This window comes from Mucilaginibacter yixingensis, from assembly GCF_041080815.1.
Classification (GTDB): domain Bacteria; phylum Bacteroidota; class Bacteroidia; order Sphingobacteriales; family Sphingobacteriaceae; genus Mucilaginibacter; species Mucilaginibacter yixingensis.
The window spans coordinates 3,918,976-3,939,332 of sequence record NZ_CP160205.1 but is presented as its reverse complement, the minus strand read 5'-3'; the positions used below and the strand labels follow the sequence as shown (position 1 = coordinate 3,939,332).

Below are 20,357 nucleotides of genomic sequence, written 5' to 3'. Positions count from 1 at the left end.
AAAGTATGGTGCTTAAAATATAAAAGAGCTGTATGGAGATTATTCACACTATTGCCGATATTATTTTTTGGATAATTTTTATCTACCTGGGTACCTATTCGCTCTACCTGTTTTTCTTTTCATTTAGCGGACGGGTAATCAAAGTACAGGCACCGCCGGTTACCGATAGGTTGCTGAAGTTTATCATCTATATTCCGGCTTATAAAGAAGATGCCATCATTCTAAATACCGCTGCCAAAGCCCTGGAAATTGACTATCCGAAAGATCTTTACCGCGTTTGTGTTATTGCCGATAAACTGCAGCCGGAGACGGTGGCAACACTAAAGTCAATGCCCTTACAGGTGGTTGAGGTATTTCTGGAGAAGAGCACCAAATCGCGTGCGCTGCATGCGGCCATTGCTGCAACCGAGCCTGGCTTTGATGCCGCTGTGGTTTATGATATTGATAATATTGCCGCGCCTGATTTTCTGCATCACATTAATCGCCACCTGGTGGCCGGCCAGAAAGTGGTGCAGGGGCACCGCGTTGCGCTTAACTCTGAAACCTCTATTGCCATGCTGGATGCGATTAGCGAGGAGATCAATAACCACATCTTCCGTAAATCACAAAGGGTTTATAACCTGTCTTCGGCTATCATTGGCTCTGGAATGGCGCTTGAATATCAGTTGTTTACCAGCGTAATGGAACGTATTGATGCCGTGGGCGGTTTTGATAAAGAGATGGGCCTGCTGCTTACCCGCGATAAAATCTCAGTTGATTACAGCGAGGAAGCCCTGATCTATGATGAGAAAGTGAGCAAGCCGGATAACTTTAAAAATCAGCGTAAACGTTGGCTCTCGGCACAGTTTGCCTTGTTTCGCAAATACTTTGTAAATGGCTTGCAAGAGCTGTTTCTGCGTGGTAACCGCGATTATTTCAACGAGATCTACCATACCGCCATTTTACCCCGCGTACTGATGCTGGGTATTATGCCAATGATGTTAGTGTTCTCGTTAACCGGCATTGGCCCCTCTTGGCGCTGGTGGACACTGGGCACCGGGTTGTGTTATGCAGCCATATTGCTGGCCATCCCGCCATCGTTTTTTAACAGGAAATTGCTGAACGCAGTGCTGAAATTGCCGTTCATCTTTTTCACCATGTTCTTGCTGTTGTTTAAGCTAAAAGGCGCAAATAAAAAATTTATACATACGGCTCACCACGTAAAACAATAAACAGGTGGCATAGTTATTGGATAATTGTTTTAAACCGATAGTTCTACAACCTTAAACACAAGGGTGGTGAGCACCGCTATCGATATAAAAAAGCATTATTTTTACAGAACTCGAAAATATAGATTAATGGATCAGGAGCGAAGCGATACACTAAATATTGGTTTTGGCCCGGCTGCAACCTATCAGAAAGATAAACCTGTTTTTGAATACATTGCCGAGATTGCACAACAATACCCGGACAAGATTGCGCTGTCGTTTGAAGATCGCCAGATGAACTATCGTCATTTGGACGAAACCTCTAACCGCATTGCCCATATATTGATTGCCGAAGGTATTAAGCCCGGCGATGTGATTGGTCTGTCGCTCGACCGTTCGCCAGAGATGATTGTTTCTCTGCTGGCCATTATCAAATCGGGTGCGGCTTATATTCCGCTTGATCCGGAGTATCCGGCAGATCGTATTGAGTTTATGCTGGAAGATGCCTCAGCGAAGATTCTGTTCACCTCAAAAAAATATCAGGGTAAATTCAATACCCAATCGCAAGAGCTTTATATAGAAGATATCCTGTTTAAGCTGGACGCACAGCCAACCACCCAACCCCAGGTAACGGTTAAGGGTGATGATCTTATCTATATCCTGTATACATCTGGTTCTACCGGTAAACCGAAGGGCGTACAGATCAGGCACAGCAACTTTGCCAATTTTATATTGAGCATGAAGGAAGAGCCGGGCCTTACTGCAGATGACGTGCTGCTGGGCGTTACCACCATTTCTTTCGATATTTTCGGGCTGGAGATGTACCTGCCGTTTATTGTAGGTGCTACGCTCATCATTACCGATACTGTGACCGCAAAAGACGGTCGTGCGTTGTTGGAAATTATGCGCACTCAAGGCGTTACCATGATGCAGGCCACCCCATACACCTGGCGCATGCTGATTGAGGCTGGTTGGGATAAACCGCTGCCCGTGCGTGTAATTACCGGAGGTGAGCCATTGGCTAAAGATTTAGCCGATAAACTGATCCCACTGTGTGAAGAGCTTTGGAACCAGTACGGCCCTACAGAGACCACGGTTTATTCTACCATAAAGCATGTTACCGAGTCGGCCGATATTACCATTGGTAAACCGATCTGGAACACCCAGATCTATATTCTGGATGAGCAGAACAACAACCTGACCGATGGGTCGGTAGGGGAGATTTGCATTGGCGGCGATAGCGTGGCCGCAGGTTACCTGAACAGGCCAGAACTAAATGAAGAGAAATTTATAGACGATACTTTTAGCGGCACTCCCGGAGGCAAAGTTTACCGCACCGGCGATTTGGGCAGCTTTAAAGAAAACGGCGAGGTAAATTGCCTTGGCCGTATAGATCATCAGGTAAAAATTCGTGGCTACCGTATTGAGCTGGCCGAGATTGAATATATCCTCTCAAAACAAAAGAATGTACGTTCGGCAGTGGTATTACCGCGTACCGATATGGGGCCAGATTTGCGCCTGGTAGCTTACCTGGTGCTGGAACCTAACGAGGAGGACCTGGTGCAGCAAATGGAAAGCTGGCGCCAGGCCTTGGCTGATGCATTGCCAGAATACATGGTGGCCGATGATTATGCGGTGATTGACGAAATTCCGCAAACGCCAAATGGTAAGGTAGATCGTAAGGCGTTGCCAGATCCACGCCCGTTTATTGTTAGAAGACGTGAGGTTTACGTGGAGCCACGCACCACTGTAGAAAAACTGGTAGCCGATACCTGGGCCGAGTTTATGGGTCTGGAGCAAGTAGGCGTTTATGACGATTTCTTTGAACTGGGTGGACGCTCTCTGGTGGCCGTGAAAATTATGGCTAGATTGGAGCAGGAGACCGGCAAACGTCTGCCACTGGCTACACTTTTTGAATTTTCAACAGTAGAAAAACTGGCGCAGCGCCTGCAGGTAGATGGCAAGTCTATTACCTGGGAGTCGTTAGTAAACATTAAGCCTAAAGGCACTAAAATGCCTATCTATATTGTGCATGGTGCCGGTTTGAACGTGTTGCTGTTCAATGCGCTGGCTATGAATCTGGATGCCGATCAACCGGTTTTCGGTTTGCAAGCCAAAGGTTTGAATGGCATAGACAAACCGCTGGACAACATGGAGGAGATTGCGGCCAACTATATTGCCGAAATTGTTGCCAAAAATCCGGACGGCCCGTATGCGTTGGCTGGCTATTCGCTGGGTGGTATTATTGCCTATGAGATGGCCCGCCAGATGATTGAAGCTGGCAGAGATGTGCGTATGGTGGCTATGTTTGATACGCATATCACACAGACCGAAAGATACGATTCGGTTATAGTAAAGCTATTCAGACGCACCCGGTTACTGATTATGCAGCTATTGTACAGCTTTGTACTGCTGGCGCAAGATCCTAAACGCGCTATAGAATATAAAGCCCTGCAGTTAAAGCGCCGCATCATCCGTTTATGGTGGCGCATTAAAGGGGCTGATCAATCGCAGGAAGGCTTCTTTGGATACTCTAACGAGCTGGACGAAGAGAACAAGCGCGCGATGGACAACTACTTTGTGCAGCCGGTTAATGTTGCGATAGACCTGTTTCGTGCTAAAAAGAAAACTTTTTACATGGACGATTTTAAATTCATGGGCTGGAAACCTTATGCCAAGAAGGGCGTTCGTGTGCATGATATTCCAGGTGAGCACAACACTATCTTTGCTCCGCCAAATGATCAGGAGTTTGCCGTAGTGTTGCAAAAATGCCTGGATGAGGCGGCGGTAAAAAAAGACTAGTTACTTGCTGATGGGCCAAGGCACAGTTACCTGCAGTTTTAATACTAAGCCGGTATGGAACGCGTTTTCTGCCGGCCCGGGCATTGCGGCAGGTATTCATCTTTGGCATGGTAACGTGGCTGATTTTGCCGGGATGCAACAGCAGTTCCACGCATTGCTTAGTCCGGCCGAGCAGCAGGCAGCAGCCAGGTTTTACCGCCAGGCCGACCGTGATCGGTACATTATTCAGCATGGTTTGTTGGTTGTATTGCTGCGCTGGTATTTGGAAGATGCTGAACTCAAACCATCATACATTTATAATCCCAATAAAAAGCCATTTCTTTCCAACCGGTTTGATTGCTATTTCAATCTCTCTAATACCGGCGATGAGTTCCTGATAGCCGTTGGTGACAGCGCGATGGGTATCGACATAGAGAGAGTAAATCCCAACTTTGCCTATGCCGATGTAGCGTCTTACTACTTCGGCTCAGAGGAACTGGAGTACATCAACCAATCTGCTGATCCACACCAGGCATTCTTTCTGCTCTGGACGCGCAAGGAGTCGTTGCTGAAAGCCTGTGGATCGGGCATTGACGATAACCTGCCCCAAATCCCCGCACTCGATGGAACACATGATCTTCCCGCTTACTTTGACAGCGCTAATTGGGTAACCGATAGCTTTATGGCTGATAGCGGTGCGATGGTAAGCGTTACGCATGTACTGCCGGGAAATGGGATGAATTTGTGGCAAATAAATGCAGATAGCATATAGCACATCAGTGCTGCGTAATCTTCGCAAAGCGTTTCTTCAGATTCAGGAAATATTTTTCCAAACTGTAGTAAGAAACCGCTGCCAGCGCAATGGACAGCGCAAAGCTTACGATGTAGATAAACAGATTTTCTACCGCAAAGCTCATGGCTGGCATGTGGTACTTAACAAGCCATTGCACCAGGTGTACCGGGAACTTATGCAGCAGGTAAATACCGTATGATACCTCGCCCACAAACATTAGTTTTTTGTTGGATAGCGTGTAGATGCTGGTCTCCGTCTGGCAAAGGTTAACTATAAGTAAAGCCGAAAGGCCGGCAATCAACAAATCGCCTTCTGAGAAATGGTAAGTGATGTACAGGTAAATTACTATCAGCAAAACGACAGATATTAGCACCTGTATATACTTGTTAAATAACAGGTTAAACAAGCGCTGGAAACGGAATTTAAAATCGTTGTATTTGGTATTGTAATACAATACGGCAACCAGTGCCCCCAGCATCATATTGTCAAAGCGCATGTAATAGGTTAACATGGCCAGTGTACCCATCCAATCGCTTTTGTGCTGAAAATGACGGATTGCCTGCACTCCGGTCAAAAACACGATCAGGAAAATAAGCAACGCATTAAAGATTTGCCGGGTAGTTTTAAATCTGAAAAAGTGCGGGTGAAAAATATAGAATTGCTCCTCGGTACCGATAGACCATATTGGGTCAAAAATAGCGGGGAGCAGTTGGAGTGTAAAAGCCAGGTTGGGCAAAAAGAAGATAGATAACACAAATGGCTTGGCATCGGGCCAGTGTACTACCATGCCAATCAGCACCAGAAAATAATACAGCGGCCAAATGCGCAGAATACGACGCATATAAAAATTAGAAAAGCTGACTTTGTTGAAATTGCGCTTTTCTTCCAGCAGCAGGTAGGTAATCAGGAAGCCGCTCAGGGCGAAAAATATGGATACCCCTACACGGCCAAAATTGCTGAGCGCCAGAAAATTGAACTGGTGCAGGCCAAAGGTCTTCTTATCAAGCTCAATGTGAGCAACCACCACCATCAAGGCAGCAATGGCCCTTACACCATTGAGGTTTGGAAAATAAATTTTAGATTTTTTTACAGTGGCACCTGCATCAGCCATTATGTGTGACGTGTGTTTAGTTCTGTAATGCTATAAATTACCCTCGTAAAGATGCGTAAATTATCTTATAGATTAATTATTGCTGTAAATATGTTGTGTCGGGTAACTGCATCGAAATGATAAGTAAAGTTATCACACGCCCTGCAAATCATCATCAAGCCATAATGTTCTGATATGCCGGTGGCGGTGTCTGCTCCAATTTCATAATCCTCACTATAAAAGTGCAGGCTATGCGGCGAGGTGACGGTAACAAACAAGCCGGTTAGCATATCCGCATAAAGTTTTATGGGATGGTGGGGGATGGTAGTAAGCGGCCATTCCCATTTAATATCTTCCTCTACGCTTGCGCTAAAAGCTGCCCCTGCATCCATTTTTTGGATAATTAGTCGCCCCTCATTAATGGCCAAGCTCAATTTAGTGGGGCCATGCCCCGAGTGTTTAATGCTATTGGTGAGCAATTCGGTAACAATTACCTTTATTTTAAAGATCAAACTACGGCCTGCCCCCGGGATATGTTGCTGCACAAATGCCGAAGCCGCCTGCCAGGTAGGATGCACCTGGTCTGGCAAGTGTTGAAATATCAGCGTATGTTGTGCACTGGGTTGCATGTTATTTACGGTATTTGGTCAGCGCTTCTTCTTTGTTCGGGTAAATTTTGAACACCTTATCCAACCTGATCAGGGCAAAAAGATCACTGATGTCTTTATTGGGGTTAAGCACGGCAACATCCAGTTTGCCTGCAACTGCATATTTAAGTGATGATACCAGCGCCCCCAGAAAAGAACTGTCTACATAGTTTACATCGCTAAAATCAACCAGTACGCTATTGCGGTAGTGATCCAGTGCGGCTATCAGTTCGTCCTTTAATTGTCCGGCGTGGCTCAGGTTGGCCTCCTGTACCAGTATGCGGGCAATGGGTACGTTTTGTTCTTCGGTTATTTCTAAAAGCTTGCTCATGCTTGTTTCTGTAAAAATATCAGGCTGCAGTCGTCAATGTGTGCAGTGGTTTTTTCATGTATAAACTCGCTTTCTTTAAAGCGGGTAAAAGTATCAGGCGTGCCAAGGTAAGGGGCAACGGCGTTTTCAAACAGTTGATAGTCTGATCGTTTTCGGCCTTTCTCCTCGGTGTCCGTCATGCCGTCGGTAATCAGCATTAACTGATCGCCGGGGTTCAGGGTAATAAGGTTCTCGTCAAAATCGCCATCCTCGCGCAAGCCTAAAAGTAAGCCGCCAGAGGTGATGCGCCGGGTTTCGTCCTGAGCGTGGCTATAATAAAGCAACGGTAAATCGCCCGCGCCAGTATAACTTACGGTTGATTGTTCAATATCCAGCATCAGTAAAGATAAGGTTGATAGCACCTCGCTCACCAGCGGATCTTCATAAATCACCCGGTTTATCTTCTGCATAATGCTTTTGGTAGATACATCGCCATCAAAAATACACAGCCTTACCGCGGCACGGATGTAGCTCAGAAATCCGAACGAGAAGAACCAGGCGCCCCACTTTTTGCCCATCACATCGCCCAGTACAATAATGGTAAAGCGCTCATCAATCACAATAAAATCAATGAAATCTCCCCCGGGATAATCCTGAAATGGTTTATGCCAGAAGTTAATATCATAACCCGCAATTTGCGGTGTTTGCTGCGGTATAGAGTTCAGATGTAGCGCAACGGCCGCCTTGCTCAGCTCGCTTATAGAGCGCTGATGCTGCTCGCGGATGGTACCCAGCACGTTGCTGATCTTGGAGACAATGACCGGCAGGGGCACATCTTTAATAATATAGTCAATGGCGTCCATGTTCATGCCCTCAATCATCAGCTCGGTATTGTTTTTTGAAGTGAGGAACATGAAGGGGATATTTTTATACTCGGTATCGGCCATTAGCTGCTGCCGAAACTCGAAACCGTTAACATCGGGCATCTCATAATCGGAGAGGATAATATCTGGCGTCTCTTTTTTTAATACAGAAATGGCCTGCGCGGCCGAAGTGGCTTTGTAGCAAGTAAACCCTTCCTTGGTCAAAGCCCTGCCCATCATTTCCAGTACGAGCGGATTGTCGTCTACCAACAAAATTTTGTAGGAGTGGGCCATGCGGGTTTGTTCAGGATTTATTTTTTTTGATCAGGGCGTTGATAAGCAAATATACACCGCAGAAGATAATTAGCAATGATATTACATCCATCACCGTAATCCCGTCGTTGGGGTTAAAATAATAGAGGGTGTAAATTTCAAAGTAGCCGGGCGTAGGTATCACAATCATGCCAATGCCCAGCACCATCATGGTAAGGGCAATGATGATTTGCATTGATTTTTTTATCCGCTCGCCATACAGATATTTTTGCGATGCACGGCTATCCAACTGGTGTTGCGATAGCAGGAGCTCCAGGTCATCCAGCATATCCAGGCGGCTCTGGTTGGTGTCCAGCTTTTCAAAGGCCTCTATCTTGTCAGAGAAAGCGGTTTCATCAAGCGCGGCATTTATTTTTTGCTTAATAGCTAAGGCCAGCTCTTGTCCTGGCGGATTTTTGTGCAGCAAAGCCACCAATTCTTCAACTTTTGTTTCAATCAATGCTGCCTCGTCCATTGTTTCTTTTTTCGTAGTTTAGTGCAGATATTAACGATCTGTAATTACTTAATAAGCAAAAGTGGTAATAACCGGCTATATCTTTGCATGAAAAAAGTTTCCATCATAACCGTCAACTTCAATCAGGCCGGTGTTACGTTAGCGCTATTGCAGTCTATACAGCAAACAAATACTTATGCTGATACAGAGATAATTGTGGTTGATAATGGCAGTCAGGAAAACCCCCAGCAAGCCATTGCACAGCAATATGCCGACGTAAAATTTATACGCTCTGACCGTAACTTAGGTTTTGCCGGCGGGAACAATTTAGGTATAAATGCTGCCACCGGCGATTACTTTTTTCTTGTTAACAACGATACCGAATTTACGCCCGGGTTAATACAAAAACTGGTTGACGTGTTGGATGCGCATCCCGAAGTGGGTGCTGTATCGCCGCGTATCAACTATTTCAATGATAAAACACTGATACAATACGCCGGTTTTACCCGCGTAAATTTTTATACCTGCCGCAACTATGCCGTGGGTAAGTTTAAGCGCGATGAAGGGCAGTTTGATGAGGTATGCGGCCCAACGGCTTACGCCCACGGAGCAGCCATGATGGTAAAACGAGAGGCCACCGCCAAAGCCGGGCTAATGTTTGAAAATTACTTTTTGTACTTTGAAGAGATTGACTGGTGTGAGCGCATCCTACGCGCCGGTTACCAGATCTGGATGCGGGGTGATGCGGTGATCTACCATAAAGAATCGGTATCGGTAGGGAAGAAGAGTGTGATTAAGGAATACTTTATGAACCGTAACCGCATACTGTTCACTCGTCGTAACGCTCCTTTGCTGGCTAAGCCGGTGTTTTATATTTATTTTATGCTGATGGTGGTTCCACGAAATATCATCAGCTATGTTAAGGCGGGCGACAAACAGTTTATCGGCGTGCTGCTAAAAGCAATAGGGTGGAATCTGACCCACAGCCGCAACAGTGCCGATTTGGGTATTACATTAAAAACTACATGAAAATAACATTCTGGATTAGCTTGTTCATGGCCTTTTATACTTACCTGGGCTATGGTATTTTGTTATACATCATTATAAAAATAAAGCGCGCGGTTAAAGGCAAAAGGCCCGTTCCTGTGGTAAATGCCGATACCTTGCCAGACTGCACGCTGGTGGTAGCCGCTTATAACGAAGCCGGCATCATTCGCGAAAAAATTGAGAATAGCCTGGCGCTTGATTATCCTGCCGGCAAATACAAACTGCTGTTTGTAACCGATGGATCGAGCGATAACACGCCCGATATTATTGCGGAGTATCCACAGATCAAATTGCTGCATAAATCCGGTCGTTCAGGTAAAATTGCTGCCGTGCACCGCGCTATGGAGTTTGTGGATACCGAGATTGTGATTTTTACCGATGCCAACACCATGCTCAATAAAGAGGCGTTGGTGAACATTTGCCGCCATTATTCTGATACCACCGTGGGTGCCGTAGCGGGTGAGAAACGCGTAAAAATTGAAGAGACTGATGATGCCAGCGCTGCCGGCGAAGGTTTTTACTGGAAGTATGAATCGACCCTGAAAAAATGGGACTCTGAGTTGTACTCGGTAGTAGGTGCCGCAGGTGAGCTATTCAGCGTGCGTCGCAGTTTATACAAACCGGTACAACCAAATGCCCTGCTGGATGATTTTATGATATCAATGCTGATTGCTGCTGATGGCTACCGCATAGTTTATGAGCCTGATGCCTACGCCACCGAATCATCATCTGAAAATGTATCAGAAGAATTGAAACGGAAAGTGCGCATTGCCTCGGGCGGTATCCAATCTATCATTTGGTTAAAGAAACTGCTGAATCCGTTTAAGTACCCGATGCTATCGTTCCAATACGTTAGTCACCGCGTATTGCGCTGGACGGTTACGCCGTTTTTTATGATCCTGTCACTGATCACTAATATTGCCATAGTTGCCGGACCGGGCGGCTGGATCTATCAATTGCTGCTTGCGGGACAAGTACTCTTCTATCTGCTGGCTCTATTGGGTATGATTATGGAGAAACGCCAGATTCGCGTTAAAGCGCTATTTGTGCCCTACTATTTCTGCGTAATGAACTATGCTGTGTTGGCTGGGATTATCCGCTATTTTACCACTACGCAGACAGGTGTTTGGGAGAAGGCGCAGCGGAAGGTGGGGTAATTGCCTGTATGCATTGCGGCGGCCAGAGGCCGCGGGATAGTCGTCACTCGCGTAGACGCGAGCGATTGCGATTAAGTTTTTATTTAGAAACTAAATAAAGGATGCAGTCGCTCGGCTCCAGCCGAGTGACCCTTATCATGCGGCCTCTGGCCGCCGTCATCTAACCAAACCGTCACATGTCAGAACTAAGAAAAGCAACTTCAGACCGTGCATACTTCATTACTATGACCGTTGTGGGATGGATAGATGTTTTTACCCGGAAAGATTATTGCGAAGAAATAATCAGAAACCTTGAATATTGTCGTCAATATAAGAAGCTTAAGCTATTTGCCTATTGTATTATGAGCAACCATATCCATTTGATTGTTCAACAAGAAGATAGTAGACTGGCCGATGTGTTGCGCGATTTTAAAAGTTATACGGCCAAGCGAATAATTGAAATGATAATTAATAATCCGTCAGAAAGCAGGACCGAATGGATGATTCATCTATTTAAATACCATGCTAATATGAGCGGACAAAACAGCGAGTTTCAGTTTTGGCAAAAGACCGGCCATCCCGTTGAATTACTGACCGAGGAGGTGTTTGCTCAAAAAATGAATTACATACATCAAAACCCGGTAGAAGCAATGCTTGTAAATGATGCGGGTAGCTATGTATTTAGTAGCGCTAATCCTGACTCGCCTTTAAAGATGGATTGGGATTGACGTGCTTGACGGCGGCCAGAGGCCGCGAGATAGTCGTCACTCGCGTGGACGCGAGCGATTGCAGAAATAGTTAAACAGAAAATGCGACTTAAAGCCGCATTTTCTGTTTATAAAAACCTTTGCAGTCGCTCGGCTCCAGCCGAGTGACGACTATCTCGCGGCCTCTGGCCGCCGTCATGCAACAAACTATATCTTACCCAACAGCTCCGCCAACTTTGCATCCAGCTCCTCGCCGCGCAGGTTTTTGGCAATCACCTTGCCTTGCGGATCGATCAGAAAGTTTTGAGGGATAGAAGTAACCTGGTACTGCGCTGCCACCGCGTTGTTCCAGTATTGCAGGTCTGATACCTGTGTCCAGGCCAGGCCATCGTTTTTGATGGCGTTTTGCCAGGCCGTTTTATCTCTATCCAATGATACACCCAGTATGGTGAAATTCTTGGTTTTGTACTTGTTATAGGCACGCACCACATTAGGGTTTTCCTGGCGGCAAGGGCCACACCATGAGGCCCAAAAATCTACCAGCACATATTTGCCTTTGAATGATGATAGCTTTACCGGTGCACCGTTTATATCGTTCTGTGTAAAATCTGGTGCAGGCATACCAATTACGGCGCCGCTCTTCATTTTCTCCAGTGCAACTTTGATGCCTATTGCAGGTTCAGAAGTTTTTAGCTCATCAGACAATGAAGCCAGCATGTCGCCCAGTTCTTGCGGATTGGCGTTAGGGTTTTTGGCCAGCGAACCTACAGCCATCAAGCTTAAAAAGCTATTGGGATTGGTTTTGATAAAATCCTTCAGTGTGGTTTCTGCCATATCCTGTAATGACCTGTAGCGCGCTTGGATCTGGTTCTGGAAATCAGGTGAGTTCTTTTTTTCTGGTGGTGCTGCGGCAACATCGGCGCTAATCTGCTCTGCTGTTTTTTCAACTACGTTCATTTTAGTGCCCAGCACTTTGTTATCGTCGTTAATTTTTGAGCCGGTGATCTGGGCTTTGGCAATTTTGTCGGTCGAGTTGAGGTTGATCACCCCTTTCTCCACAAAAAATACCAGGTGATCTGCAGAGGTGTCGAGTTTGGCAATGCCGGCGCCGGCTTTGTCAATTACTACGGTGGCCTGTGCCGGATAGATCACATCACCAGTAATACTGAACTGACCTTTGTGTATGGTGGCCGAATCGAGCAGGCGGTTGGCCCCCAGTTGGTATAATAAATAAGCACGGGCCGGCGAGTCTATTACAGAACCAACGGTGCCTTTAACGGTAAAAGTGCTTTTTTGCATTTGAGCAGCGGCCAGCATTGGGCAAAGCGCTGCAAGGAGGAATAAGAATTTCTTCATCATGTTATAGCATTAATAACGCTTAGGGTGGCGTTAAATTATCAGTACAGTTTTTGGTAGGTGCGCCACCACAGGTCAGGCATTTCGCCGGCTACGGCCATCTGGTAATCGTCATAACGGCAAGGCACTAAATGGAAGCGCTCGTTTTGCGAACCGCCTGTAGGGTAGGGCACCTGCATCCACCAGCGGTCGCTCTTTTTGCTTTTTACAAACACCAGTTCATGATCGTCATGCGTAAGGCTGGTTTTGTAAATAAGGTATTGCGATTTGGGGTTAAGCGGGAAATCTTTTTTACGGTTATAGTAGCCATCAATAAAGTACCAGATCATCTCGGCCAGCAGCATAGCGGTTTGACCGTTGTTGTCATACGCCGGGTTAAACTCGTAGAAACCGATCGAGGTCAGTTTATCATTAAAGCCTGCGTAGCGACACATCTGGCAGGCCTCCTCGCCATAAAAACCGTTTGGTGTGGCGTTGGCATTGCCCGCGGCGTCTGACGAGCGGATAGCGCTCATATCAAAGCTCAGCATGTTGGCGTTGCGTATCACCGGCTCGGTAACGGCAATCTGACTGGTTAGCTCCCCCAAACGTTGGGCATCAAAATAGAGCTTGTCCATCACCCGCAGACTGTCTTGATTTACAAAATAGGTCTGGTATCCCAGGTTGCTGAAGTTGAACAGGTAATTAGGTTCGTGCAGGAAGATTTTATTCAGATAAGCGGCAGATGTGGTTTCAATGCTTTCGGTTGGTGGTTCATCATCCAGGTCAAAGCGTGCGTCAATTACAACCAGGTCTACCTTTTGTTCCAGTTCCTCGTAGGCCATGTACTGGGCGTAGGTAAGGTCCTGCCCGCCGCCGATGATTACCGGGGTGATATCTTTCTTAATTAGTTCCGACACCACATATTTTATAGCAAAATAGGTGTCGGCCACGGTAGCGCCGGGACGGATGTTGCCCAGATCTACAATGCGGGTGTTATAGGCACCTTCGTGCAGTTGGTACAGTTTCTCGCGCAGATGATCAGGCGCCAGTCCGCAGCCCTGGTTGTTTACCGCGTTACGGTCGTCCAGTACGCCGATGATGGCCAGATCAATCCTGTCATCGCTCTCCAGATCAGGGAAATCAACCGAAAAATGCTCAATACGGCTCCCCAGCTGACTGGCAAACCAGCCGTTCTTAGGAACGATATTTTTGAGACTGATGGGCGCGAAGAAATCTGCTAATGACATACCCTGCAAATGTATTATTTATTATGAATGTGCAGATAGGTGGATGTGCAAATGTGTGGGCACGTAACATAAAGTAGCAGATATACAACTCTCAATAATTACGTCATTGCTGTAATGAAGCAATCTTTGCGAGTTGTCATTCTGAGCGGTAGCGAAGCATCTCTGAGGATAAGTAAGCAGGACTATCCTTAGAGATGCTTCGTGCCTCAGCATGACATCTTGGTAAACACTTACTGTGAAAACTTCGTTCGTTGCAATGGTTTGAGAGAAATTTGCAGATCGGCACATATACATGTCTGCACATCTATATATTTGCACATCCGCATATTTGCACATTAAACATGATCCTCATTACCGGCGCAACAGGTTTTTTGGGGGCCGAACTGGCCCGGCAGCTTGTACAGCAGGTTGGCAACATCCGTTGTACCAAGCGCAGCAGCTCTGCCATTCCCGAAATTTTGAAGCCTTATGCTGATAAAATTGAGTGGGTGGATGCCGATATTACCGATGCTTTTGCCCTGGAAGATGCGCTGCAGGGCGTTACGCAGGTTTATCATTGCGCGGCCTGGGTATCGTTAAAACGTGCCGACCGTGAGCCGATGATCCGCAATAATATTGAGGGGACTGCTAACGTGGTGAACCTGTGCACGGAGATGGGTATCAGATTGCTGCATGTAAGTTCTGTAGCGGCAGTGGGCGAGGCTAAACCCGGCGAACTCATTACCGAAAACCATCACCTGGAAGAAACGGCAGCTAATGATGGCTACGCCATTTCTAAACTGGAGAGTGAGATGGAAGTGTGGCGCGGCATTGCCGAGGGATTGGATGCGGTAATTGTAAACCCCTCCATCATCCTCGGCCCGGATGCGGGTGTTGGTGGTAGCGGCGCGCTGTTTGAAACCGTACGCAAGGGCCTGCAGTTTTATACCTCAGGCAGCATTGGTTTTGTGGACGTGTATGATGTGGCTGCTTGCATGATCCTGCTCATGAACTCTGACATTAACAGTCAGCGCTTTATTGTTAGTGCAGAGAATCGTACCTATCAGAATATTACCGGCGAGATTGCCGGTAACTTTGGTATTAAAAAACCGGCAAGATTGGCTCGCCCATGGATGATGGAATTCTCCTGGCGATTAGCCGAGTTTGTTTCCGCTTTCACCCGCAAATCACCATTCATTGATAAAGTATCGGCCCAAACTGCCAGCAAAAAGCAAAACTTTGATAATAGCAAACTGCTTAAAGCAACCGGCTATCAATTTAAGCCGGTAAGCCAATCAATTAAAGAAGTTACTGTGCGTTTGCAGCGTTAGGCTGCTACCTCTGCTGCCAGGCCTTCTACCCAGTTATTAAATAAGCGGGTTTCAATCTCTACAGCTACATCTGCATGCTTTTGCCACTCGGGCGAGAAGTGCTGTAACTGGTTAATCATCTCTTCCAGGTGTCCTTCTTCTTCCAGGATGATAGATTTTACGTTCACTTTGCTTTTGGCAGCATCCAGTACGTCCTGGTAAACCGGGTAAAGTTCATCGGCCCGTACTTCAATAGCGTAGGTTACCAGCAGATAGGCCGCAAAGCGCAACTCGGCACCGTTCAGGTTTAATTCTGCTTTGAGGTAGCGCGATACCAGTACATCCAGCAGGTTGAGGTAATATTTACTGTTACTAGGGGTAAGCAAGTACTCGCCAGCATAAGTAGGGCAGTTGCCGCCAGGGATTTTCTCAATCTGTTTTTTCAGATAAAAAGCATGGCGGTGCTCCTCAGCCGCATGTTTCAGAATGATGTAGGTAACGGTTACCGGGTCTTCACAAGCTGATATTTTGCGGGCGCCGGTGTTTTCCATCAGCGACAGCGTATTTAACCAACGCGCGTGCAGATCCTGGTTTGCTACAATTTTATGGAGTATAGATGGTAAGTTGTTTTGCATAATTGTTTTGTTTTGGCGTTCCCTGATCGATGTCATTTCGAACGGAGCGTAGCGCAGAGAGAAATCTTAGACGAGTGCCATGCCGTGTGGTTTTGCAATTGTCTAAGATTTCTCCCGTTGGTCGAAATGACATGGAGAGTATATTATATCTCCTCTAACGCCTTTTCAATTTCGGCGTAAATATAGGCCAGTTGATCATCAGTTATGCAATAAGGCGGTAAAATATAGATCACATTCCCCAGCGGACGCAACACAATTCCGCGGTTAAGGAAGTGATGATACAGCCTGTCGCGCAAATTGCTGAAGTAAGACGTGCCCTCACCGGTTTCCCATTCTAACGCTACAATAGTGCCGGTTTGGCGCACCGTTTTTACTTTTGGGTGCGACGCAATGCGTTGAGCAAAAGCGCTGTGCGATTGTACAATTCGTGCGATGTTCGTTTCCGTCTGCTCATCCAAAAACAAATCCATACTGGCCAGTGATGCAGCGCAGGCCACCGGGTTGGCGGTGTAAGAATGACCGTGGAAGAGCGTCTTCATCTTGTCGTTAGACAAAAAAGCATCATAGATCTGTTGGGTACAGGTTGTCAGGCCGAAAGCCATGGTACCGCCGGTAAGACCTTTGGAGAAGCACATAATATCAGGCTGGGTTTGCACATGGTTGCAGGCAAAACGCTTGCCGGTACGCCCGAAGCCCGTGAATACCTCATCGTCAATCATCAGCACGCCTTCGGCACGGCAATGGGCCATCAATTGTTCCAGATGTTCGGCTTTGTACATAATCATCCCGGCCGAGCCTTGTACCAGTGGTTCAAAAATGAAACAGGCGAGTTGAGACTTGAGATTGGAGATCTGAGATTTGAGACCCTGGATGTTTTCCTCCGTTGGCAGATCAATAAACTCAACCTCAAACAGCAAACTATCGAAAGCAGCGGTAAATGCACTCCTGCCGCTTACCGCCATGGCACCAAAAGTATCGCCATGATAGGCGTTGTTAAACGCCAGTATTTTGGTGCGTGGCTGGCCCTGGTTGTGCCAGTATTGCAGGCACATTTTTATGGCTACCTCAACAGCGGTAGAGCCATTATCAGAGTAGAAAGCCTTGGCCTGGTTTGAGGGCAGGATAGCCAGCAATCGCTCGGCCAGTTCTACAGCTGGTTTGTGGGTAAAGCCGGCAAAGATGACGTGTTCCAGTTCTTTCAACTGTCCGGCTACCTTTTTTGCAATGTGTGGATGCGCGTGGCCGTGGATGTTGGTCCACCAGGATGATACGGCATCGATATAGCTTTTGCCGTCTTCGTCAAACAATAATGCCCCCTCGCCGCGCACAATAGGCACGGGTGGCTGGGCTGTTTGCATTTGGGTATATGGGTGCCAGATCACTTTAAGATCGCGTTCGGCTACCCCAACCCCCTCTAAATCTCCCCCGGAGGGGGAGACTTTCTTTTCCTGTGCTGACAGAAACCCTCCCCCTCGGGAAGGGTTGGGAGGGGTGTTCATCATTTTCACCACCTGCCTATCCGTAGGGAAAGTTACATCCTCTACTTTTAGCTCGCTCACTTTTACCCAGCGGAAGGCCTGCAGCAGGTCGCCCTCGCCATCAAAATCATACTCGATGGTTTTAACGGCAAACGTGATAGGCGAGAGGCTTTTTACCAGGTAATAAACGCTAATGATCTGAGAATCGTTAAAGGCAGATTTGACGTAGAAATCTGTGGTGTAAAAATGACTCAGCACTTCTACCTCCAGGTTACACTCTTCCATAAACTCACGTTTCAGGCCGTCAATCAGGCCTTCGCCGTGCTCTAAGCCCCCACCGGGGAATTTGATGAAGCGGTGGCCGTATTCCTGCTCGTCGCTCAGCAACACTTCCTGTTGGTCGTTAATGAGCAGACCATAAACGCGTACGTTGAAATTATACATGTTTTTAAAAATCTAAGTAGACGATGGCAAATGTAGGGTTTGGGAGGTGAAAGGTGAAAGGATTTTATGAGGTGAGGTTTTGAGCTCCGCATGATTATGTTTTAATATTTGATTACTGATCTTAACTTAGGACAAGTTTACCAAACCGGGAAAAATGACAGACGAGCACGAAAAACATGATCAGGAAACAAAGGATTTGATTATAGCCAATGTTGAAAAATATGGATGTCATTTAGCCATGTTTGAAGCTACTGGTCACCTGCCTGCATTTGTTTACTCGATAGGGCTTTTTAAGGCTTACGGGCATCCGGAAATTATTTGCTTTGGTTTGGATATTAACCTGATGGCAACGTTAATAAATGATGCAAAAGCGCAGATACAGGCCGGAAAAAGTTTTTCTGCTGGTGAACGTTCTGTCGACTTCCTTAAGGGTTTTGATGTACAATTCATCGAGGTCAATAAAGCCTTTGCATCTTATTTAGGATATGCCGGATGGTTTTACGGCAACTTCGAATTCCCGGTTTTACAGTTAGTTTGGCCTGATAAAGAACGTCATTTTCCATGGGATGCGGATTTTAATGCAAAATGGAAATTTAAGCAACCCTTGTTAGACCGGAACACAGACTTCTGGTTTTATGAAGAAAGAAATGTTTGTGCTTATACAACCAAACAGGCGCTTGAGGGTGACCCCATTTTGTTTGTTTATCATAATATTGACGGAGATTGGCAATTCCACACCAGCGAAGAGCCTCAAATAAACGACGGCAAATTGGTTGCCCTGCAAGAGCTGGTTAAACTTGATCCAACCCTTAACAAGGTTTATCATTTAGCATATGGCTGGTGCGCTTGGCGCGATAGCGTTGATGACAACTGGGAATACGAACAATTCGAGTTTGAGGAAGAGGAATAATACTCAACCTGCCATTTGCGTTAGGGATAGCAGCGGATACCGGCCCGTGGCTAATGCCCGTGCAGTATGAGCGGATAGCCCGACCCGCAGGGGAACGCCCGGCCTTAGTCTTGAACCATGATTTATTAGATTTTTAAGATTTACAGGATTTTAACCATAGAGTGCACAGCGTTTTGCCCAGAGAAGGCAGCGGTAATATCTATCCTGCCAATCCATCAAATCTGGGTTCGATGCTAAATTTCTAAAACCTTTCACCTTTTACCTTTATCCTTTCACCTCTATCGCCTATATTTGCGGCCAGTTTAAAAAAATTGGATATGAGCGCATTAAGTAACCGTATACAGAACCTTTCGGAGTCGGCCACTATAAAAATGGCTAAACTAGGCCGCGAACTGGCCGCCAAAGGTGTCGACGTGATCAGTTTAAGTTTCGGGGAGCCCGATTTTCATACCCCTGAGTATGTGAAAGACGCCGCTAAAAAGGCGATGGATGATAACTTTACCTATTACACTCCTGTTGCGGGTTACCCTGCGCTGCGCCAAGCCATTACTGATAAGCTAAAACGTGAGAACAACCTGGATTATGATCCAAGCCAGATTGTAGTTGCCACCGGTGCTAAACAAGCCATTACCAACTGCGTGTTGTGTTTAGTTAACCCGGGCGAAGAGGTAATTATCCCTACACCTTACTGGGTATCATACTCTGAGGTTGTGAAATTGGCCGAAGGTAAAAGCGTTTACATTGACACCACGGTAGAAACCAGCTTCAAAATTACGCCTGAGCAATTGGAAGCAGCTATTACACCAAACAGCAAGCTGTTCATGTTCTCGTCGCCATGTAACCCTACTGGCAGCGTTTACAGCAAAGAAGAGCTGGAAGGCCTGGCTAAAGTATTTGAAAAACATCCGCATGTATATATTATGAGCGATGAGATTTATGAGCACATCAACTTTGTAGGTGGCCATGAGTCTATTGCCCAGTTTGAGTCGATCAAAGATCGCGTTGTGGTAATTAACGGTTTCTCTAAAGGTTATGCTATGACCGGCTGGCGTATTGGCTACACTGCCTCTACCAAAGAGCTGGCTTCGGCATTTGATAAACTACAGGGTCAGGTAACTTCGGCTACTTGTTCTATCACTCAGCGTGCCGGTACTGCCGCTTATGAAGGTGGTTTGGAAACCGTATACAAAATGCGCGACGAGTTTAAAAAACGTCGCGACATTGTTTACGCTCTGCTGAGCGAGATCCCGGGCCTGAAAGTGAACCTGCCAGAAGGCGCGTTCTATTTCTTCCCTGATGTTACTGCTTTCTTTGGTAAAAGCTTCAACGGTCGCACGATCAACAACTCTGACGATCTGAGCCTGTACCTGCTGGAAGAAGGCCACGTTGCTACCGTAGGTGGCGATTCATTCGGCGATCCTAAATCAATGCGTTTGAGTTACGCTGCTGCTGAAGACAAACTGCGCGAGGCTTGCCGCAGAATTAAAGAAGCGCTGGGTAAACTTTCTTAATCCGAAAGACAGGAAAGACCGGAAGTCCGAAAGACGGAGGGTTTATTTAATATTTAATAGCGATGGGTTTCAAACCCATCGCTATTTTTTTATCTGTAGAGCCACATATTTGTGGCTCTTTTTGGTAAGCGGTATTTGCGTGAGGGTTTTGCATAGGGGAGCCACATATTTGTGGCTC

General features: G+C 46.5%; 18 protein-coding genes. 9 read left to right on the top strand and 9 right to left on the bottom strand.

From position 1 onward, the window contains the following. Positions 1–32 precede the first annotated feature (32 nt). From ABZR88_RS15985 to ABZR88_RS15975, 3 genes are all read left to right on the top strand, one after another. On the top strand, positions 33–1,211 hold the full coding sequence (locus ABZR88_RS15985; protein ID WP_107826372.1) for a glycosyltransferase family 2 protein: 1,179 nt from the start codon (positions 33–35) through the stop codon (positions 1,209–1,211). Between the two features lie 126 nt (positions 1,212–1,337). Further along, complete coding sequence (locus ABZR88_RS15980; protein WP_107826373.1) at positions 1,338–3,989, top strand: amino acid adenylation domain-containing protein; 2,652 nt, start codon at positions 1,338–1,340, stop codon at positions 3,987–3,989. Between the two features lie 10 nt (positions 3,990–3,999). Then, positions 4,000–4,740, top strand: coding sequence for a 4'-phosphopantetheinyl transferase superfamily protein (locus ABZR88_RS15975; RefSeq protein ID WP_107826374.1), 741 nt, complete (start codon positions 4,000–4,002; stop codon positions 4,738–4,740). 4 nt (positions 4,741–4,744) lie between these two features. Here ABZR88_RS15975 and ABZR88_RS15970 read toward each other — a convergent pair whose 3' ends face one another. The 5 genes from ABZR88_RS15970 to ABZR88_RS15950 all read right to left on the bottom strand — a co-directional run bounded on the left by ABZR88_RS15970 (position 4,745) and on the right by ABZR88_RS15950 (position 8,458). Continuing rightward, positions 4,745–5,872 (bottom strand): acyltransferase, encoded by a 1,128-nt coding sequence (locus ABZR88_RS15970; RefSeq protein WP_107826375.1) that lies wholly within the window; start codon positions 5,870–5,872, stop codon positions 4,745–4,747. A gap of 65 nt (positions 5,873–5,937) precedes the next feature. Then, on the bottom strand, positions 5,938–6,480 hold the full coding sequence (locus tag ABZR88_RS15965) for a hypothetical protein (protein WP_107826376.1): 543 nt from the start codon (positions 6,478–6,480) through the stop codon (positions 5,938–5,940). Between the two features lies 1 nt (position 6,481). After that, on the bottom strand, positions 6,482–6,829 hold the full coding sequence (locus tag ABZR88_RS15960) for an STAS domain-containing protein (RefSeq protein WP_107826377.1): 348 nt from the start codon (positions 6,827–6,829) through the stop codon (positions 6,482–6,484). Then, entirely contained in the window at positions 6,826–7,965 is a 1,140-nt protein-coding gene (locus tag ABZR88_RS15955; RefSeq protein WP_107826378.1) for a fused response regulator/phosphatase, read from the bottom strand. The genes ABZR88_RS15960 and ABZR88_RS15955 overlap by 4 nt, the downstream gene beginning before the upstream one ends. A gap of 10 nt (positions 7,966–7,975) precedes the next feature. Continuing rightward, positions 7,976–8,458 (bottom strand): hypothetical protein, encoded by a 483-nt coding sequence (locus ABZR88_RS15950; protein WP_107826379.1) that lies wholly within the window; start codon positions 8,456–8,458, stop codon positions 7,976–7,978. A gap of 87 nt (positions 8,459–8,545) precedes the next feature. On the opposite strand from ABZR88_RS15950, the gene ABZR88_RS15945 reads away from it, so the two are divergent. The 3 genes from ABZR88_RS15945 to ABZR88_RS15935 all read left to right on the top strand — a co-directional run bounded on the left by ABZR88_RS15945 (position 8,546) and on the right by ABZR88_RS15935 (position 11,348). Next, on the top strand, positions 8,546–9,466 hold the full coding sequence (locus tag ABZR88_RS15945) for a glycosyltransferase family 2 protein (RefSeq protein ID WP_107826380.1): 921 nt from the start codon (positions 8,546–8,548) through the stop codon (positions 9,464–9,466). Then, positions 9,463–10,641, top strand: a complete 1,179-nt coding sequence (locus ABZR88_RS15940; RefSeq protein WP_107826381.1) for a glycosyltransferase family 2 protein — start codon at positions 9,463–9,465, stop codon at positions 10,639–10,641. Before ABZR88_RS15945 ends, ABZR88_RS15940 begins: the two co-directional genes overlap by 4 nt. Before the next feature lie 176 nt (positions 10,642–10,817). Then, on the top strand, positions 10,818–11,348 hold the full coding sequence (locus tag ABZR88_RS15935; RefSeq protein WP_107826382.1) for a transposase: 531 nt from the start codon (positions 10,818–10,820) through the stop codon (positions 11,346–11,348). A 186-nt stretch (positions 11,349–11,534) separates the two neighbouring features. On the opposite strand, the gene ABZR88_RS15930 is transcribed toward ABZR88_RS15935, so the two are convergent. Together ABZR88_RS15930 and ABZR88_RS15925 are read right to left on the bottom strand one after the other, a co-directional pair. Further along, a complete protein-coding gene (locus tag ABZR88_RS15930) occupies positions 11,535–12,686 on the bottom strand; it encodes a TlpA disulfide reductase family protein (protein ID WP_107826383.1) in 1,152 nt (383 codons plus the stop codon). Between the two features lie 38 nt (positions 12,687–12,724). Beyond that, positions 12,725–13,912 (bottom strand): formimidoylglutamase, encoded by a 1,188-nt coding sequence (locus tag ABZR88_RS15925; protein ID WP_107826384.1) that lies wholly within the window; start codon positions 13,910–13,912, stop codon positions 12,725–12,727. A 341-nt stretch (positions 13,913–14,253) separates the two neighbouring features. Between ABZR88_RS15925 and ABZR88_RS15920 the strand changes: the two genes are divergently transcribed. After that, positions 14,254–15,222: an NAD-dependent epimerase/dehydratase family protein gene (locus ABZR88_RS15920; RefSeq protein WP_107826385.1), complete on the top strand. Its 969-nt coding sequence runs from the start codon at positions 14,254–14,256 to the stop codon at positions 15,220–15,222. Here the strand turns inward: ABZR88_RS15920 and ABZR88_RS15915 are convergent. Both ABZR88_RS15915 and bioA read right to left on the bottom strand, forming a co-directional pair. After that, positions 15,219–15,836, bottom strand: coding sequence for a hypothetical protein (locus ABZR88_RS15915; protein WP_107827083.1), 618 nt, complete (start codon positions 15,834–15,836; stop codon positions 15,219–15,221). The two genes, ABZR88_RS15920 and ABZR88_RS15915, sit on opposite strands and share 4 nt — an antisense overlap. Positions 15,837–15,979: 143 nt before the next feature. Beyond that, positions 15,980–17,758: an adenosylmethionine--8-amino-7-oxononanoate transaminase gene (gene bioA / locus ABZR88_RS15910; RefSeq protein WP_107826386.1), complete on the bottom strand. Its 1,779-nt coding sequence runs from the start codon at positions 17,756–17,758 to the stop codon at positions 15,980–15,982. 154 nt (positions 17,759–17,912) lie between these two features. Between bioA and ABZR88_RS15905 the strand changes: the two genes are divergently transcribed. Further along, entirely contained in the window at positions 17,913–18,668 is a 756-nt protein-coding gene (locus ABZR88_RS15905) for a DUF4262 domain-containing protein (RefSeq protein ID WP_107826387.1), read from the top strand. 317 nt (positions 18,669–18,985) lie between these two features. Continuing rightward, positions 18,986–20,179 (top strand): pyridoxal phosphate-dependent aminotransferase, encoded by a 1,194-nt coding sequence (locus ABZR88_RS15900; protein WP_211309725.1) that lies wholly within the window; start codon positions 18,986–18,988, stop codon positions 20,177–20,179. The last annotated feature ends 178 nt before the right edge of the window (positions 20,180–20,357 follow it).

Excerpts from the sequence above, each read along its gene's own strand:
- ABZR88_RS15985 (WP_107826372.1), top strand. The coding sequence starts at position 33 with ATGGAGATTATTCACACTATTGCCGATATTATTTTTTGGATAATTTTT.
- ABZR88_RS15980 (WP_107826373.1), top strand. The coding sequence starts at position 1,338 with ATGGATCAGGAGCGAAGCGATACACTAAATATTGGTTTTGGCCCGGCT.
- ABZR88_RS15975 (WP_107826374.1), top strand. The coding sequence starts at position 4,000 with ATGGGCCAAGGCACAGTTACCTGCAGTTTTAATACTAAGCCGGTATGG.
- ABZR88_RS15970 (WP_107826375.1), bottom strand. The coding sequence starts at position 5,872 with ATGGCTGATGCAGGTGCCACTGTAAAAAAATCTAAAATTTATTTTCCA.
- ABZR88_RS15965 (WP_107826376.1), bottom strand. The coding sequence starts at position 6,480 with ATGCAACCCAGTGCACAACATACGCTGATATTTCAACACTTGCCAGAC.
- ABZR88_RS15960 (WP_107826377.1), bottom strand. The coding sequence starts at position 6,829 with ATGAGCAAGCTTTTAGAAATAACCGAAGAACAAAACGTACCCATTGCC.
- ABZR88_RS15955 (WP_107826378.1), bottom strand. The coding sequence starts at position 7,965 with ATGGCCCACTCCTACAAAATTTTGTTGGTAGACGACAATCCGCTCGTA.
- ABZR88_RS15950 (WP_107826379.1), bottom strand. The coding sequence starts at position 8,458 with ATGGACGAGGCAGCATTGATTGAAACAAAAGTTGAAGAATTGGTGGCT.
- ABZR88_RS15945 (WP_107826380.1), top strand. The coding sequence starts at position 8,546 with ATGAAAAAAGTTTCCATCATAACCGTCAACTTCAATCAGGCCGGTGTT.
- ABZR88_RS15940 (WP_107826381.1), top strand. The coding sequence starts at position 9,463 with ATGAAAATAACATTCTGGATTAGCTTGTTCATGGCCTTTTATACTTAC.
- ABZR88_RS15935 (WP_107826382.1), top strand. The coding sequence starts at position 10,818 with ATGTCAGAACTAAGAAAAGCAACTTCAGACCGTGCATACTTCATTACT.
- ABZR88_RS15930 (WP_107826383.1), bottom strand. The coding sequence starts at position 12,686 with ATGATGAAGAAATTCTTATTCCTCCTTGCAGCGCTTTGCCCAATGCTG.
- ABZR88_RS15925 (WP_107826384.1), bottom strand. The coding sequence starts at position 13,912 with ATGTCATTAGCAGATTTCTTCGCGCCCATCAGTCTCAAAAATATCGTT.
- ABZR88_RS15920 (WP_107826385.1), top strand. The coding sequence starts at position 14,254 with ATGATCCTCATTACCGGCGCAACAGGTTTTTTGGGGGCCGAACTGGCC.
- ABZR88_RS15915 (WP_107827083.1), bottom strand. The coding sequence starts at position 15,836 with ATGCAAAACAACTTACCATCTATACTCCATAAAATTGTAGCAAACCAG.
- bioA (WP_107826386.1), bottom strand. The coding sequence starts at position 17,758 with ATGTATAATTTCAACGTACGCGTTTATGGTCTGCTCATTAACGACCAA.
- ABZR88_RS15905 (WP_107826387.1), top strand. The coding sequence starts at position 17,913 with ATGACAGACGAGCACGAAAAACATGATCAGGAAACAAAGGATTTGATT.
- ABZR88_RS15900 (WP_211309725.1), top strand. The coding sequence starts at position 18,986 with ATGAGCGCATTAAGTAACCGTATACAGAACCTTTCGGAGTCGGCCACT.